The sequence below is a fragment of the Marinobacter sp. LM1 genome (assembly GCF_042763285.1).
GTDB lineage: Bacteria > Pseudomonadota > Gammaproteobacteria > Pseudomonadales > Oleiphilaceae > Marinobacter > Marinobacter nauticus.
Window position 1 is genome coordinate 2,731,339 of sequence record NZ_CP114373.1, and the last position, 16,367, is coordinate 2,747,705.

General features: G+C 56.1%; 12 protein-coding genes and 1 rRNA gene. 4 read left to right on the plus strand and 9 right to left on the minus strand.

The genetic code is table 11. From position 1 onward, the window contains the following. Positions 1–17: 17 nt before the first annotated feature. The 5 genes from OZ656_RS12850 to OZ656_RS12870 form a co-directional block, all read right to left on the minus strand. A 16S ribosomal RNA gene (locus OZ656_RS12850) occupies positions 18–1,558 on the minus strand. A 452-nt stretch (positions 1,559–2,010) separates the two neighbouring features. Then, entirely contained in the window at positions 2,011–3,213 is a 1,203-nt protein-coding gene (gene purT, locus OZ656_RS12855) for a formate-dependent phosphoribosylglycinamide formyltransferase (RefSeq protein ID WP_199452012.1), read from the minus strand. A gap of 1 nt (position 3,214) precedes the next feature. Then, on the minus strand, positions 3,215–3,397 hold the full coding sequence (locus tag OZ656_RS12860; protein WP_011785938.1) for a DUF1289 domain-containing protein: 183 nt from the start codon (positions 3,395–3,397) through the stop codon (positions 3,215–3,217). Further along, positions 3,394–3,930, minus strand: a complete 537-nt coding sequence (locus OZ656_RS12865; RefSeq protein ID WP_199452011.1) for a gamma carbonic anhydrase family protein — start codon at positions 3,928–3,930, stop codon at positions 3,394–3,396. The genes OZ656_RS12860 and OZ656_RS12865 overlap by 4 nt, the downstream gene beginning before the upstream one ends. A 1-nt stretch (position 3,931) precedes the next feature. Beyond that, positions 3,932–4,519, minus strand: a complete 588-nt coding sequence (locus tag OZ656_RS12870) for a CoA pyrophosphatase (protein WP_022992909.1) — start codon at positions 4,517–4,519, stop codon at positions 3,932–3,934. Between the two features lie 95 nt (positions 4,520–4,614). Between OZ656_RS12870 and OZ656_RS12875 the strand changes: the two genes are divergently transcribed. Continuing rightward, complete coding sequence (locus OZ656_RS12875; protein ID WP_011785941.1) at positions 4,615–5,163, plus strand: NUDIX hydrolase; 549 nt, start codon at positions 4,615–4,617, stop codon at positions 5,161–5,163. Between the two features lie 7 nt (positions 5,164–5,170). On the opposite strand, the gene OZ656_RS12880 is transcribed toward OZ656_RS12875, so the two are convergent. Continuing rightward, on the minus strand, positions 5,171–5,482 hold the full coding sequence (locus tag OZ656_RS12880; RefSeq protein ID WP_199452010.1) for a YqfO family protein: 312 nt from the start codon (positions 5,480–5,482) through the stop codon (positions 5,171–5,173). 451 nt (positions 5,483–5,933) lie between these two features. After that, complete coding sequence (gene purL / locus OZ656_RS12885) at positions 5,934–9,839, minus strand: phosphoribosylformylglycinamidine synthase (RefSeq protein ID WP_379944556.1); 3,906 nt, start codon at positions 9,837–9,839, stop codon at positions 5,934–5,936. 270 nt (positions 9,840–10,109) lie between these two features. Between purL and mltF the strand changes: the two genes are divergently transcribed. Further along, positions 10,110–11,618: a membrane-bound lytic murein transglycosylase MltF gene (mltF, locus tag OZ656_RS12890; protein WP_011785944.1), complete on the plus strand. Its 1,509-nt coding sequence runs from the start codon at positions 10,110–10,112 to the stop codon at positions 11,616–11,618. 1 nt (position 11,619) lies between these two features. Here the strand turns inward: mltF and OZ656_RS12895 are convergent, their stop codons facing one another. Continuing rightward, positions 11,620–12,096 carry a regulatory protein RecX gene (locus OZ656_RS12895; RefSeq protein ID WP_041656412.1) on the minus strand — a complete coding sequence of 159 codons (477 nt, stop codon included), beginning with the start codon at positions 12,094–12,096 and terminating at the stop codon, positions 11,620–11,622. Positions 12,097–12,250: 154 nt separating this feature from the next. Here OZ656_RS12895 and OZ656_RS12900 point away from each other — a divergent pair, with 154 nt between their 5' ends. Continuing rightward, entirely contained in the window at positions 12,251–14,698 is a 2,448-nt protein-coding gene (locus OZ656_RS12900) for a DUF349 domain-containing protein (RefSeq protein WP_011785946.1), read from the plus strand. Between the two features lie 4 nt (positions 14,699–14,702). Here the strand turns inward: OZ656_RS12900 and OZ656_RS12905 are convergent, their stop codons facing one another. Further along, complete coding sequence (locus OZ656_RS12905; RefSeq protein WP_011785947.1) at positions 14,703–14,966, minus strand: late competence development ComFB family protein; 264 nt, start codon at positions 14,964–14,966, stop codon at positions 14,703–14,705. 186 nt (positions 14,967–15,152) lie between these two features. On the opposite strand from OZ656_RS12905, the gene OZ656_RS12910 reads away from it, so the two are divergent. Beyond that, positions 15,153–16,361, plus strand: coding sequence for an acetyl-CoA C-acetyltransferase (locus OZ656_RS12910; RefSeq protein ID WP_011785948.1), 1,209 nt, complete (start codon positions 15,153–15,155; stop codon positions 16,359–16,361). Positions 16,362–16,367 lie beyond the last annotated feature (6 nt).

Genomic DNA, 16,367 nt, shown 5'->3' on the forward strand with positions numbered 1-16,367 from the left:
AAGCATTCGGCTTCGTTTAAGGAGGTGATCCAGCCGCAGGTTCCCCTACGGCTACCTTGTTACGACTTCACCCCAGTCATGAACCACACCGTGGTAATCGTCCTCCCGAAGGTTAGACTAACTACTTCTGGTGCAATCCACTCCCATGGTGTGACGGGCGGTGTGTACAAGGCCCGGGAACGTATTCACCGCGACATTCTGATTCGCGATTACTAGCGATTCCGACTTCACGGAGTCGAGTTGCAGACTCCGATCCGGACTACGACGCGTTTTAAGGGATTGGCTCACTCTCGCGAGTTGGCAGCCCTCTGTACGCGCCATTGTAGCACGTGTGTAGCCCTGGCCGTAAGGGCCATGATGACCTGACGTCATCCCCACCTTCCTCCGGTTTGTCACCGGCAGTCTCCCTGGAGTTCTCAGCATTACCTGCTAGCAACCAGGGATAGGGGTTGCGCTCGTTACGGGACTTAACCCAACATCTCACGACACGAGCTGACGACGGCCATGCAGCACCTGTCTCAGAGTTCCCGAAGGCACCAATCCATCTCTGGAAAGCTCTCTGGATGTCAAGGCCAGGTAAGGTTCTTCGCGTTGCGTCGAATTAAACCACATGCTCCACCGCTTGTGCGGGCCCCCGTCAATTCATTTGAGTTTTAACCTTGCGGCCGTACTCCCCAGGCGGTCAACTTAGTGCGTTAGCTGCGCCACTAAGACTTCAAGAGTCCCAACGGCTAGTTGACATCGTTTACGGCGTGGACTACCAGGGTATCTAATCCTGTTTGCTCCCCACGCTTTCGCACCTCAGTGTCAGTGTTGGTCCAGGTAGCCGCCTTCGCCACTGGTGTTCCTTCCTATATCTACGCATTTCACCGCTACACAGGAAATTCCACTACCCTCTACCACACTCTAGTCTGACAGTTCGAAATGCCGTTCCCAGGTTAAGCCCGGGGCTTTCACATCTCGCTTACCAAACCACCTACGCGCGCTTTACGCCCAGTAATTCCGATTAACGCTTGCACCCTCCGTATTACCGCGGCTGCTGGCACGGAGTTAGCCGGTGCTTCTTCTGTAGGTAACGTCAAGCCTCATGGGTATTAACCATAAGGTTTTCCTCCCTACTGAAAGTGCTTTACAACCCGAAAGCCTTCTTCACACACGCGGCATGGCTGGATCAGGGTTGCCCCCATTGTCCAATATTCCCCACTGCTGCCTCCCGTAGGAGTTCGGGCCGTGTCTCAGTCCCGATGTGGCTGATCATCCTCTCAGACCAGCTACGGATCGTCGCCTTGGTAGGCCTTTACCCCACCAACTAGCTAATCCGACTTAGGCTCATCCAATAGCGCAAGGTCCGAAGATCCCCTGCTTTCTCCCGTAGGACGTATGCGGTATTAATCCGGGTTTCCCCGGGCTATCCCCCACTACTGGGCAGATTCCTAAGCATTACTCACCCGTCCGCCGCTCGTCAGCGGGAAGCAAGCTTCCCCTGTTACCGCTCGACTTGCATGTGTTAAGCCTGCCGCCAGCGTTCAATCTGAGCCATGATCAAACTCTTCAGTTTAAATCATACAAGAACCCGAAAGTTCTTAATTCTTGCTCAAGACAAAACTCAATTTCGACGAGTCACTGTCCTGATATTTCGTGTCCGAAATACCTCGGCCAGCGCCCACACGAATTACTTGGTTAACTTTTTAAAGAGCGTTTGAGCTGTTGCTCAATCAAGGCCGCGTATTCTACATCGTTCCGCTGCCCTGTCAACCACTTTTTTCGAAGAATTTTTGAAGCAAATTTTCGAACACTTTCAAGTAGTTGCATCCCTCGTGAACCGGCGTTGTCTGCCGTGTCCCTCAGAAGTGGTGCGCATTCTACAGCCCTCAGGAAAACTGTCAACGCCCATTTTCAATTTTTTTACCGGGCTTCGGTTTCCACCTATCGAGCTGTTCAGAATACAACCAGAACGACTAAAAATCACCCGGATTTTCACCCCTCACCATGGATTCAGAGATCAGGCTTTCAGAATTCGACCTTTATAGAGCTTGCTGCAGTGCGGGCTTTCTCCCGGGCATCCTCTAAGGAGCTACCCAACGCCAGCGCTACCCCCATTCGCCTCTTGCCTTGTAATTCCGGTTTTCCGAACAGGCGTAGCTGGGTTCCCGGTTGTGCCAGGGCTTCTTCCAGGCCGGTATAGGAAACTTCTGTGGAGGTTCCCTCCGGCAGAATGACCGCCGACGCACTGGGACCATTCTGTCGAACAACAGGAACGGGAACACCCAGTATGGCCCGGGCGTGGATAGCAAACTCGGACAGGTCCTGGGATACAAGTGTGACCAGTCCCGTGTCATGGGGGCGAGGTGAGACCTCCGAGAACCAGACATTCTCACCCTTCACAAACAGTTCAACACCATAGATGCCGTAACCGCCGAGATCTTCCACCACAGCACGGGCGATCTCTTTTGAACGCTGTAATGCCAGGTCATTCATCGGCTGCGGCTGCCAGGATTCGCGATAATCACCATCTTCCTGTCTGTGGCCAATGGGCTCGCAGAAGGTTACCCCCTCTTTATGCCTCACAGTCAGCAAAGTAATCTCATAGTCAAAATCGACAAAGCCTTCGACGATTACCCTGCCCTTTCCTGCCCGGCCTCCGGTTTGTGCGTACTCCCAGGCTCTTTCAATATCGGCTTCGGTCTTTACTGTGCTTTGCCCCTTGCCAGACGAACTCATCACTGGTTTTACCACCAAGGGAAGCCCGACTTCCGCAACCGCCTGCAAATATTCTTCCCGCGTACCCGCAAACCGATAAGGTGACGTTGGCAACCCGAGCTCTTCCGCAGCCAACCGACGAATACCCTCACGATTCATCGTCAGGTTGACCGCCCGCGCACTGGGTATCACCCGATAACCTTCCTGCTCGAGCTTGACCAACTCCGGGGTAGCAATAGCTTCTATCTCCGGAACAATCAGGTTCGGGCGCTCCTTCTCGATAACGCTCCGCAAAGCCACAGGGTCCAGCATGTCGACCACATGGGAACGGTGGGCCACTTGCATTGCCGGTGCATCGGCATATCGATCAATGGCGATCACTTCAACGCCGAAGCGCTGCAGTTCAATCACAACTTCCTTGCCCAACTCCCCGGAACCGCAAAAAAGCACCCGGAATGCGTTGCTTTTAAGAGGTGTACCCAATCTGACGCTGGTCTTGGTGTTATCGGTCATCTTATAGAGCTACCTTTTGTTCACGTATTGCCACCAGTTTCAAAACTTCTCGGCGTTCATCGTCTGTCATTCGAGTCCAGTGAAGAATCTCGTCACTGGTACGATGGCACCCGATGCAAACATCGTTCTCGTCTAAAGCGCACACGCTTACGCAGGGTGAGCGCACCCGATCGGCCCTGTTCATTTCTGCTCCGGATCACAGACTTTAAGTTTCTCCAGGTAACGCGTGGCATTCTGAACATAATGCGCCGCGCTCATTTCCAACATTTTCTTCTGATTGTCGTTCAATTCACGCTTGATCTTGCCGGGAGAACCCACAACCATCGAACCATCCGGTATTTCCATACCTTCAGGAATCAGCGTATTGGCACCAATCAGGCAATGCTTGCCGATCTTTGCCCCATTAAGCACCACTGCGTTTATGCCAATCAGTGAATAATCGCCGATATCACAGCCGTGCAGCATCACCTTATGCCCGACAGTAACACCCCGGCCGATGGTCAAAGGCAGCCCCGGATCGGTGTGAAGCACCGATCCATCCTGAACGTTGGATTCAGGACCAACCGTGATGCACTCGTTGTCGCCGCGAATAACCACGTTAAACCAGACGCTACTTTTCTCCAGCAAGCGGACATTGCCAGTGATAACGGCGTTTGCAGCAACAAATTGACCATCGCCAACTACCTGGGGGCGCTTGTCTTCGAGCTCGTAAAACATATCAGCCTCCTTGAGGGGGTTCGAGCAGATCGATTCCGGCATCGTACACGGCGTTCATAAAGTCGACCAGAACAACCGCGGAGAGCCCCCAGATCTGGTAACGCTCCCAGCGGTAACAGGGCACATAAAAGGTGTGGTTCAGAAAACTGAGGGCATCGGTGCGTTCCCTCCTGTCCTCCAGAAAGAAGGAAAGCGGTACCCGGAACACGCTTTCTATTTCATAGGGATTGGGCACCACCGGATGATCGCCTGGAACAACCCCTACGTAGGGTGTTACAAGAATGCCGTAGCGCGACATTACCTGGCTTAATGGTGCGATGACGTCCACCTGGTCGGGAGGCAACCCGATTTCTTCATGGGTCTCTCTCAACGCAGTGGCCGCAAGCGACGAATCCTCGGGATCCCGCTTGCCGCCCGGATAAGACACCTGGCCACGGTGGGTTTTCAGGTTGGCAGACCTCAGGGTAAAAATCATTTCCGGATTGTTTTCATCATCCGTTACCGGCACCAGAATACCGGCTTCCGGATAATCCAGTGCCAACTGTCGCGGGGCATAATTGGATAATTTTTCAGTTAATAGGTCTCGCACTCGCTACTCCAGTGGCATCCCGATTTTGCATGAGACACAGACAGCCGGGATCGTTAAACTGATCATCAACAGATACTCAGTATACGGGGAAACTAATGAAGTATTGCAGCACATGCGGCCATCCGGTCGAACAACGCATTCCGGAGGGTGACAACAGGCACCGCTACGTATGTGTCAGCTGCGAGACCATACATTACCAGAACCCGAGGATTGTGGCGGGTACGGTTCCGGTCTGGGAAGGCCAGATACTTTTATGCCGGCGCGCGATCGAGCCCCGTTACGGCTATTGGACCCTTCCCGCCGGTTTCATGGAAAATGCTGAGACAACGATTGAGGCTGCAGCGAGGGAAACGCTGGAAGAGGCCCTTGCCGACGTCACCATCGAAGGCCTTTATTCCATCATCGATGTGCCGCATATCAACCAGGTTCACATGTTCTATCGCGCCAGCCTTAAAGACGGGCAATTCGGCGCCGGAGAGGAATCCCTTGAGTCCCGCCTTTTCTCCCCCGGCGAGATTCCATGGGACGAGATATCATTTCCAACCGTACGCAAAACCCTTGAGCTCTTTCTTATCGATATGGAGACAGAGCGGTTTGGCGTTCACGTCAGTGATATCCGCCACCCCATGGGGAAAAAGGCCTGACCCGCCGTCAAAGATCAACCAGCCGAAAAACCTCATAAGCGGGCTCTTCATAAGGATGTGCTTGCTTCAGTGCGGCTAGCGCATCTCTTATGAGGCTGTCGTCGCACACTAACTCCACTTTATATTCCCGCACCGTTTCTAATTGCCCCTGTTGCCCCAGAAACGGATCGCTTCCCGCCAGCGGCCGGAACTGCCCCTGGCCTTCACATTGCCAGGCACAACTGTCGTATTCTCCGATTTTTCCGGCACCAACATTGAACAGTGCCTGCTTGGTTTGTTCCAGATGACTCTCGGGTACGAAGTAGCAAAACTTATACACGGACACCTCCCTGACTGATCAAATATCACCCAGCATTAGAGAATTCAAACTTACTCACAGATTCTGTGGATAACTCTGGGGAAAGTTTTTGGGAATCGCCCCCCAAGCCCCATGAATACTGGACTTCTCTTAAATTGCCGACATTTTCACCCATGATTTTATTCCCTTTAATATCAACAAGTTAAAGGTTTCGCACAAAAACTGAACTTAGTTCTCAATGTTTGCTCACAGAACGGCCAGGGCGGCACCGGAAATGTGCATAAAGTTGTCTAGTCAAGCCCCGAGACAGCAAATTTACAGACTATTTTAGGGCATCAGGGGTTGAATTTGGGGTTGACATCAAAGGTACAGGCTTAACCAATCTACAATAAAAAAAGCCAGCCTCGACTCTCTTGGAAACAGAGACCGGAGGCTGGCTTTTCACTTCTCTTTTCAGCTGCGATTCAGCGAATCAACCAAACCACTTTCTGGCGTTGCGGAACATGCGCAACCAGGGACCATCTTCTTGCCAGGTATCCGGGCGCCAGGAGTGCTGAACGGCCCGGAACACCCGCTCTGGATGGGGCATCATGATGGTCACGCGACCATCCCGTGTGGTAATACCGGTAATACCAGACTCTGAACCGTTGGGGTTATAGGGGTAACGGGTCGTTTCCCGGCCACGGTTGTCGACATATCGGAGAGCAACCAATTCGTTATCCGACAGCGCCTTGGCTGACGTGCCGGAAGCGAACTCAACCCTCCCCTCACCGTGGGCAACCGCGATCGGCATACGGGAGCCAGTCATGCCATCCAGGAAGGCGGATGGTGAGGAAGTAACCTCAACCATCACCAAGCGCGCTTCGAACTGTTCTGACTGGTTTCGAACAAAGCGGGGCCAGCCCTCACTGCCCGGAATCAGCTCGTGCAGATTGGATAGCATTTGGCAACCATTGCAGACACCAAGGGCAAGGGTATCCTGGCGATTAAAGAACGCAGCAAACTGATCACGCACCCGGTCGTTGAACAGGATGGACTTGGCCCAGCCTTCACCAGCACCCAGCACATCACCGTAGGAGAAACCGCCACAAGCCACCAGACTCTGGAACTTCTCCAGGCTGATGCGACCGGATAGCAGGTCACTCATGTGAACGTCCGTCGCTTCAAAGCCTGCTCGGTCGAAGGCTGCCGCCATCTCAACCTGCCCGTTTACGCCCTGCTCCCGCAACACCGCCACTTTCGGCCGTTTGCCGGTATTGATAAATGGTGCCGCGACGTCTTCATTCAGATCAAAGGTCAGATCAGCACTCAGCCCCGGATCCTCGGCATCTAGCAGGTTCTCGAATTCTTCCCGGGCACAGTCGGCATTGTCGCGAAGAGACTGAATGCGGTAGCTGGTTTCTGCCCAGAGGCGCTGCAGATCTGTGCGCGCCTCATCCAGAACCGGCTCTCCGGCAAACAACAACCGAACCCGATCCTTGTCATTCAGAGTACCAATGACACTGGTGTGATCTCCCAGCCCGGCACCGGAGAATTGCTGGAGAACGAAATCAGTGTCTTCACGGCGCACCTGGATAACCGCACCCAGTTCCTCATTGAAGAGTTCGCGGGCAAATTGGGATTCGTCTTCCGCGAGGCCATCCAGCTTGATATCGACACCGGTTCTGCCAGCAAAGCTCATTTCCGCAAGGGTGACGAACAGACCGCCATCGGAACGGTCATGATAGGCCAGCAACTTGCCATCGTCGTTGAGGCCCTGAATAACCGCGAAAAATGCCTTGATGTCCTCGGGATCGTCCAGATCCGGCGCCACAGCACCCACCTGACGATAAACCTGCGCCAGCGCAGATCCGCCAAGACGGTTCTGGCCAGCGGCCAGGTCAACAAGAATAAGATCCGTTTCACCGGCATCAGTGCGCAGCTGAGGTGTCTGGGTGCGGGCAACGTCGGTAACCGGAGCGAAGCCGCTGACAATCAGAGATAGAGGCGCGGTCACGCTCTTCTGCTCGCCATTGTCCTCTTCCCAGGCGGTTTTCATGGACATGGAGTCCTTGCCCACCGGAATGGTAATACCCAGCGCCGGGCACAACTCCATACCCACCGCACGAACGGTTTCGTAAAGGTTCTCATCCTCGCCCGGATGACCTGCGGCGGCCATCCAGTTTGCCGAGAGCCGGATATCAGACAGCTTCGCAATCGGTGCCGCCGCCAGGTTGGTAATGGTTTCGCCTACGGCCATTCGGCCTGACGCCGGCGCATCAATCACTGCAAGCGGCGTACGCTCACCCATCGCCATAGCTTCACCGGTACGCACATCAAACGATGCTGCGGTGACCGCCACATCACTCACAGGTACCTGCCACGGGCCCACCATCTGGTCCCGGGCCACAAGCCCGGTAATGGTGCGGTCGCCAATGGTAATCAGGAAACTCTTGGAGCCAACCGACGGCAGACGCAGAATCCGCCGAACCGCATCGTGAAGATCGATTTTCGTGGAATCGAAAATCGGCTTGGTAAAGGAGGAACGGCTGACACTGCGATGCATGCGCGGAGGCTTGCCGAAAAGCACTTCCATCGGCAGATCCACGGGCTTGTCGTTGAAGTAGGAATCGCCCAGCTCCAGATGATGCTCCTCGGTCGCCTCACCAATCACGGCATACGGGCAGCGCTCGCGACGGCACAGGGCATCGAACAGATCCAGGTTTTCAGGCGCAACCGCCATCACGTAACGTTCCTGGGATTCGTTACACCAGATCTCCAGGGGCGACATCCCCGGCTCATCACTGGGAATATCCCGGAGCTCAAACTTGCCACCACGGCCACCGTCCTTGACCAGCTCCGGCATGGCATTGGACAAGCCGCCAGCTCCCACATCGTGAATAAAGCAGATCGGGTTTTTCTCGCCCATCTGCCAGCAACGGTCGATAACTTCCTGACAACGGCGTTCCATTTCAGGGTTATCGCGCTGTACCGAGGCAAAATCCAGATTCTCGTTACTGGAACCGGAGTCCATGGAAGAGGCTGCGCCCCCACCAAGACCAATCAGCATGGACGGGCCACCCAGCACAATCAGTTTGGCGCCGACCGGAATATTGCCCTTCTCGACGTCCTGCTCGCGAATGTTACCCAGACCACCGGCAATCATGATCGGCTTGTGATACCCACGAACCTCTTCACCGGCAGCACCCGGCACTTTTTCTTCAAAGGTCCGGAAGTAACCGGCCAGGTTAGGACGACCAAATTCGTTGTTAAACGCAGCACCGCCGATGGGGCCTTCAATCATGATATCCAGCGGAGAGGCAATCCGGTCCGGCTTGCCATAGCCAATTTCCCAGGGTTGCTCATCACCGGGAATATTCAGATTGGACACGGTGAAACCGGTAAGACCGGCTTTCGGCTTGGAACCACGACCGGTCGCGCCTTCATCCCGGATTTCGCCACCAGAACCTGTGGCCGCGCCAGAGAAAGGGGCAATCGCTGTTGGGTGGTTGTGGGTCTCCACTTTCATCAGGATGTGCACCGGCTCCCGGTTATAGCCGTAGACACCCGAGTCCGGATTCGGGAAGAAGCGACCGGCTTCGCTGCCGGCGATCACCGCGGCGTTGTCCTTGTAGGCCGACAGCACGCCCTCGCTATTCATCTCGAAGGTATTGCGAATCATCGCGAACAGGGACTTTTCCTGGCCTTCCCCATCAATATCCCAGGACGCGTTGAAAATCTTGTGGCGGCAGTGCTCAGAGTTGGCCTGAGCGAACATCATCAGCTCAACATCCGTCGGATCCCGCTCCAGGCCGACAAAGGATTTGACCAGGTAGTCAATCTCATCGTCCGCCAACGCCAGGCCTAACCGGCCATTCGCTTCCACCAGAGCATCCCGGCCACCCGAAAGCACCGGCACCCGTCCGAGAGAGCGAGGCTCTTCGTGGCTGAACAGAAGTTCCGCACCGCCCATCTCGTGAAATACTTTCTGCGTCATGCGGTCATGGAGAAGCGCCGCAATCTGCTCACGCTGTTCCAGACCCAGTTTCTTGCTGGCCTTGACGTAGTAGGCAATACCACGTTCAATTCGGCGGATCTGCCGGAGGCCACAATTGCGGGCGATATCCGTGGCCTTGCTCGACCAGGGCGACAAGGTGCCCGGTCGCGGTACCACCAGGAACAGAATTCCATCCGGCTCCTCAACCTGGACACTGGGACCATAGGTGAGCAGCCGATCGAGAATGGCCTGTTCCGAATCGGAAAGGTCGGCATCAAGATCCACAAAGTGCATGAACTCGGCATACACATGTTCTACACCCGGCACCATTTCCTGTATACGGGAATGCAGTTTGCGGGAACGAAAAGGCGAGAGCGCTGGCGCGCCGCGAAGTTCAAGCATGATATCAACCTGTATCGCGCGAATCGGGGGACGTCTGAAAGGCCGCAATGATACTTGAAACCGACCTCAGGTTACAGCGGAAGCTGGCCTCTTTCCGCAGTGTAAAATTGACATTCTTTTGCACAGTTATTAACCAGACCAATTGACCATTTCGCCCTCAGCAGTGATCATTGAAACTATGCATGGAAAGCAAGAAGCATCAAAAAGCAGGAGCATGGGAGCACCTCCCGGACCATCCTGACCATTGAGCGTGTAGCGGAGAGCAGGGATTTGTCACGATTTATCAGCACTTTCCGAAGCAGTAGTGCGCAGTTGAGCATTGTGTTGGCAGTTATCCTTGCCACCGGCTGCTCGCAGCCCACCACGCTGCAGGAAATCCGGGAAGAAGGCGTGTTGCACGTCATTACCCGGGTTGCGCCTTCTATCTATTACCAGGACCGGGAACAGGACACCGGCTACGATTACGAACTGGCCAGACTGTTTGCCAACGAACTCGGCGTTGAACTGCGGGTTCGGGTCGCCGACGACAATTCTGAAATCCTCTCTGTCCTATCCAGAAATTACGCTCACGTTGGTCTCGCCGGCCTGACACAACGTCCGGACTTTGACAATCAGTACCGCTCCGTGCCCATCGGGGTTTCCGCGCAGTCGGTGATCGTCTACCACAAGGAAGTTCCGGCACCGGAATCACTGGAAGATCTGGCTTCCGAAACCATCCATATGCTGGCCGACAGCAACCATGAGCACCTTATTGCCGACCCTGCGAATGAGGCTGGCCCTATCATTCAGAAACATCCCGGCCTGGATGCAGCCGGTCTTCTTGCCCGAGTGGAAAGCGGGGAATTCGGCTATGCGGCGGTGGCCTCCAATGAACTGGATCTGAACCACGTCTTCTTCCCAAAGGTTTATGAAGCGTTCGCACTGAACGAACCCAGTGATCTTGTCTGGCTATTTCCAGCTGCTCAGGATGACACTCTGGTGAATGCCGCCGAAGCTTTCATGGAAAGGGTGAACAACAACGGGACCATGGCCCAGCTCGCCGAACGGTTCTACGGTCATCTGGACCGGCTCAATTACGTTGGCGCCCGCACCTTCATGCACCACGTTGAGAACCGCCTGCCCCGCTATCAGTCGCTGTTCAAGGATTATGCCCAAGAATCCGGTATGGACTGGCGCCTGCTGGCCGCCATCGGGTACCAGGAATCCCACTGGCGCCCCAACGCCGTCTCCCCCACCGGGGTTCGCGGTCTGATGATGCTCACCCGCACCACCGCCAATTACATCGGTATTAATAACCGACTGGATGCCGAGGAAAGTATTGAGGGCGGCGCCCGCTATTTCCGGATGGTGCACGGGCGAATCCCGGACCGAATTCCGGAACCGGATCGCACCTGGTTCGCGCTTGCTTCCTACAACGTCGGCTTTGGACATCTGGAAGATGCCCGACGCCTGGCGGAATCCGCCGGGAAAGATCCGGATCGGTGGATGGATGTAAAGGAATTCCTGCCTCTGCTGGCCCAGAAAGAGTGGTACACCAAAACCCGGTTCGGTTACGCACGCGGGCATGAACCGGTTGTCTACGTACAGAATATCCGGCGGTATTACGACGTCCTGGTCCGGATTACGGAACCGGACGCACCGTCGGCATCCGGGCTTGAGGACCAGCTGGCCTGGCTTGGCGACAACGAGGCCGGCCCCGAAGCCCCAGCCAAAGAGTCTCAGCCGGATCTGCGCGCAGACCTGCCTCCGGAATTACGGTTGATACCACCAACACTCTGACTCAAACATCATCCGATCGCGCGCTCAAGGCGTGCTCGGACTGGGAGGATGAAAACCCTCGCCGGGCCAGAAACCGGGCCTGGCGGAGTTTTTCAGGCAGATCCCCCTGCACATCCGCCAGCCCGAACCGTTTATCACGGGCCCGGACCGCTCTCCGACACCACTCTTCTTCTGCGACGGACGACAGACACTCCGGCGCCTGATTCACACCACGCTGCTGCAGCTCGGCCAGTATTCGCAGTGGTCCGTAGCCGGCTTCAATGCGTTGGCGGCTATAGATCTCCGCGAACCGGTCGTCATCCAACCAGCCCTCACGCTCATATTCATCGAGCACCGGATCAAAAACATCCGGTGGAATCTTGCGCTGCCGCAGCTTGATCGCGAGCTCATACCGGCTGTGCTCCCGGCGGGCCAACAGGCGCAGCGCTACCGAACGAGCCTGGTATTCCGGATCGTCATGTTTCTGATCTTTTGCCATACAGGCCCTTTCCGCGATGACTTGCAAAACGATAGACTTAGCGTCCCGGGGCACCCCCGCAAACACACTACCCGAAACAGACACCTGATCGGGCCGGAAGGCGGAGATACTCTGCCGCCACCGCAAACTGGTTGCAATCCCAAGGATACCGTTTATGGCTGCATTCATTCAGAAATTGTTCAAGAACCGCAAAACCGTCTCACTCGAAAGCCAGAAGGCATCCGAAAAACCACAAAGCAACCAGCCAACCGAAGAAGACAACCGACAGCAGTTACGCCAGCAGCAGGAACGCCAGCTTGGCGCCAGCCCTGAACCATCGGCACTCGCAGCGCTGGCCATAGAAGGTGTGACTTCCGCCATTCGACTGCAGGCGGCGAGTCAGCTTAACCAGGAAGAACACCTGCAGGCGGTGCTGAAACAGGCAAAAGGCCGCGATAAAAGTGTTTACCAGACTGTCAAACAGTCACTTCAGATTCTGAAGGAACAGCAAGCCAGCGAAGCGGCCACCCAGCATCGAATCACCGAGCTGGTTGGCCAGGCACAGGACCAGGCCCGAAGCGAAGACACCAAACTCTACGAAGCCCGGTTGAACGCCCTCCAGGACCACTGGCAGAGCGTTGAAAACAAGGCCAGCGCAGAGCAGACCCAGCAATTCCTGCAAGCGGTCCACCAGATTCGTGAACGCCAGAAGCAACTGGATGAGACGCGCCAGGAAGAGCAGCGGCACCTCGATCAGAAGCAGCAACGGCAGGAAACACTGGAACTGCTGCAGCAAACCCTGAACCAGCTTAAAGCCGCAGTGCCCTCTGGACTTCCCTCGGAATCTGCCCTCGATGCGTTGCAGAAAACCCAGGAAAACCGATGGCTGGAAGCCACGCGGGACACCCAGGTGGAAAAACAGGAGCAGAAGCAATACGAGCAAGCCATGCTGGCCCTACGCAACTATCTTGGCGCGGTGCGGCGCCTGAACCTGGCGCGGCCGCAAATCAGCGAACTGGAAAGCAACGACACCGACAGCGCTCAGGCTGCCGCAAAAGCCCTGTTGCAGGAAGTGGCCTGGCCTCAGGAATTCCCGCTACCCCAGGCCCTGGCCGATCTGCGGGCCCTGGCCGGTAAGCCACGCACACAGCCTGCGTCAGACGGAACCCGGGAACAGCAGCAGGCAAACGTGGCCGCCCTTAATACCACCCTGCCCAAACTGGAAGCCGCGCTGGAAGCAAAGCAGTTCCGGGAATCCCGCCAGCTCCTGAAAACAGCCCAGAACCAGTTTCAGGCGCTTGATGATCGTCACCGCAAGAACGTCCAGGCGAAGATGCAGTTACTTGCCGGCCAGTTCCGGGAACTGAGCGATTGGCAGGGATTCGCCACCGAGCCCAAACAGGTCTCTCTGTGCGAACAGATGGAATATCTGGCGGAACAACCGATGGAGCCGGAGGCCAAGGCAGAGCGAATAAAAGAACTGCAGAACGAATGGCGAGAACTTGGTGGCTCGTCCGACCGAACCCTCTGGAATCGTTTCAAAGCAGCGTCCGATCAGGCCTATGAGCCCTGCAAAGCCTACTTCGAGGCAAAAGCCGATCTCAAACAGGCCAACCTGCACAAACGGGAAGCCATCTGCGAGGAACTCGAACGATTCCTCGCGCAGGCAGACTGGACCAGTATTGACTGGAAAGGTGCCGAACGGATTCATCAGACCGCCCGTCAGGAATGGAAAGCGGCCTGGCCGGTAGACTTCCGGGATAACCGGCAGGTACAGAAGCGGTTTGACGACCTGCTGAAGAACCTGGAGCGGCCCCTGGACGAGGAGCGACAGAAGAACGAGGCCGCCAAACAGGCGATTGTCGAGCGGGCTCAGGCGTTGATTGACCATGAACCTCTTCAGGAGGCCATGGATCAGGCCAAAGCCCTGCAATCGGAATGGAAGCGTATCGGCATCACCCGGCACCGCGAAGATCGCAAGCTCTGGCAGGCGTTCCGCCAAGCCTGCGACCAGATCTTCGAGCGACGCGATGCCCAGCGGTCTGCACAGCAACAAGCGACTGAGAAGGCTGACGCCGACGCTCGCGCAGTGGTTGCCAAGTACCGCGATCTCGGAACAGAGGCTGACGAAGCGTTGATCAATGAAGCCAAGACCGAGCTCAAGCCGTTAGCCGATATGCCGCTCTCACGACCGGTTAGGGGCGAAGTACAAGACCTTCGTCAGCATCTGACAGAGCTGGGGCAGCGCAAAAAGCTGAAAGCCAGACTCGATAACTGGAAGACACTGATCAAAGAGCGTGTGAGTGGCGCCCTTGCCCCGGAACAGGTTCCTTCAAACTGGCAGAATCTGGTTAACGGCGCGACCTCTCTTACAGGTAGAGACCTGGTGATCAGGGCGGAGATCGTTGCCGGCCAGGAGACTCCGGACTCAGACCAGGGACGGCGTATGGAAATCCAGGTTCAGCGTCTGGCCGAAGGTCTGGGTGGTGGCGATCAAACCTCACCTGAGCAGGAACTGGAAAGGCTGATCGCACTCTGGTGCCTGCACCCGGAGATGAACGAACAGAGCGCAGAACACGCTGGTCGACTGGTTCAGGCTTTGGAAAGCCGCCTGCAGCACTAAAGCATCATTCTCTCTGGTGCTGTCGTACAAAATCCCTGGCTTGCCTGACCGCAGCCAGGGATTTTTCCTTCATTTCCTTTAATTCCTCGTCGGCAAGGTAGAACATCATATCGATGGTGTGCCGATAGTACCTGCCCGGCAAACGATTCAGAGCCACACACATCACGTCGGTCAGATAATCCGCTGTGTCCGACTCCTCCCGGGTTGCATCGATCGCATCCAGCACCAGCCTTTCGTAGAAATTATCGATAGCATCTCTCAGAGACATGGTTACACCTGCCTGCTTTATAGGATCAATCCTTATTCAAGATAGAAGTCACAAGCGTTTGTGTCATTGTCCCTGAGCAATTTTGCCAATGGGATTGGCAGCGGCTGTCATTACCGGGGGCTACACTGAACCGCTATGGTTATCACTCTTTGAAATCAAGCCCGGATAACAATCAGAGGAACAGATATGACCACCGAGGCGTACATTTTCGATGCCGTTCGCACCCCCCGCGGCCGCGGCAAGAAAGATGGCTCACTGCACAGCGTTAAGCCGATCACGCTGCTCACTACCGTGCTCAAGGCTCTGGAAGAGCGTAACCGGCTCGACACTTCTCAGGTAGATGATGTCGTCATGGGCTGCGTCACCGCCGTGGGTGACCAGGGCGCGGATATCGCCAAGACGGCGGCACTGGCCGCTGACTGGGATGAGAAAGTCGCCGGAGTAACCCTGAACCGCTTCTGCGCCTCCGGCCTGGAAGCCGTGAACCTGGCCGCCATGAAAGTGCGCTCCGGGTGGGAAGACATGGTGGTTGCCGGTGGTGTCGAGGCGATGTCTCGCGTACCCATGGGTTCCGATGGAGGCGCCTGGGCCACCGATCCGGAAACCAACCTGCACACCGGCTTCATGCCCCAGGGCATTGGCGCAGACCTGATCGCGACCCTGGAAGGCTTCAGTCGTGAAGATGTCGACGGCTTTGCGGTGAAATCCCAGCAAAAAGCCGCCAATGCCTGGGAAAAGGGGTACTTCGCCAAATCCATCGTGCCAGTTACCGACCAGAACGGCGTTGTCATCCTGGACCGGGACGAGCACGTGCGCGGCAACACGACCGTCGAATCCCTGGCAGGCCTCAAGCCCTCGTTCCAGATGATGGGCGAGATGGGCTTTGACGGCGTCGCCCGGGAAAAATACCACTACGTGGAGAAGATCAACCACGTGCACCACGCCGGCAACTCTTCCGGCATTGTCGACGGTGCCACCGCCATGCTGATTGGCAGCGAAGCCAAGGGCAAGGAACTCGGCCTGAAGCCACGCGCCCGCATCGTTGCCACTGCGGTTACCAGCACAGACCCCACCATTATGCTCACCGGCCCTGCCCCGGCTGCCCGCAAGGCACTGGAGAAAGCCGGTATGACGGTGGACCAGATCGACCTGTTTGAAGTGAACGAAGCCTTCGCCTCGGTGGTGATGCGCTTCCAGAAAGAACTGTCCGTTCCGGACGAGAAAGTGAATGTAAACGGCGGCGCCATCGCCATGGGCCACCCGCTGGGTGCTACTGGCGCCATCATCCTCGGCACCCTGCTGGATGAACTGGAACGCCGTGAACTGCGCTACGGCCTGGCCACCTTGTGTGTGGGCGGTGGCATGGGCATTGCCACCATCATCGAGCGCGTCTGAACACCA

Coding starts and splice junctions, on each gene's coding strand:
- purT (WP_199452012.1), bottom strand. CDS start 3,213: ATGACCGATAACACCAAGACCAGCGTCAGATTGGGTACACCTCTTAAA.
- OZ656_RS12860 (WP_011785938.1), bottom strand. CDS start 3,397: ATGAACAGGGCCGATCGGGTGCGCTCACCCTGCGTAAGCGTGTGCGCT.
- OZ656_RS12865 (WP_199452011.1), bottom strand. CDS start 3,930: ATGTTTTACGAGCTCGAAGACAAGCGCCCCCAGGTAGTTGGCGATGGT.
- OZ656_RS12875 (WP_011785941.1), top strand. CDS start 4,615: ATGAAGTATTGCAGCACATGCGGCCATCCGGTCGAACAACGCATTCCG.
- purL (WP_379944556.1), bottom strand. CDS start 9,839: ATGCTTGAACTTCGCGGCGCGCCAGCGCTCTCGCCTTTTCGTTCCCGC.
- OZ656_RS12895 (WP_041656412.1), bottom strand. CDS start 12,096: ATGGCAAAAGATCAGAAACATGACGATCCGGAATACCAGGCTCGTTCG.
- OZ656_RS12900 (WP_011785946.1), top strand. CDS start 12,251: ATGGCTGCATTCATTCAGAAATTGTTCAAGAACCGCAAAACCGTCTCA.
- OZ656_RS12905 (WP_011785947.1), bottom strand. CDS start 14,966: ATGTCTCTGAGAGATGCTATCGATAATTTCTACGAAAGGCTGGTGCTG.
- OZ656_RS12910 (WP_011785948.1), top strand. CDS start 15,153: ATGACCACCGAGGCGTACATTTTCGATGCCGTTCGCACCCCCCGCGGC.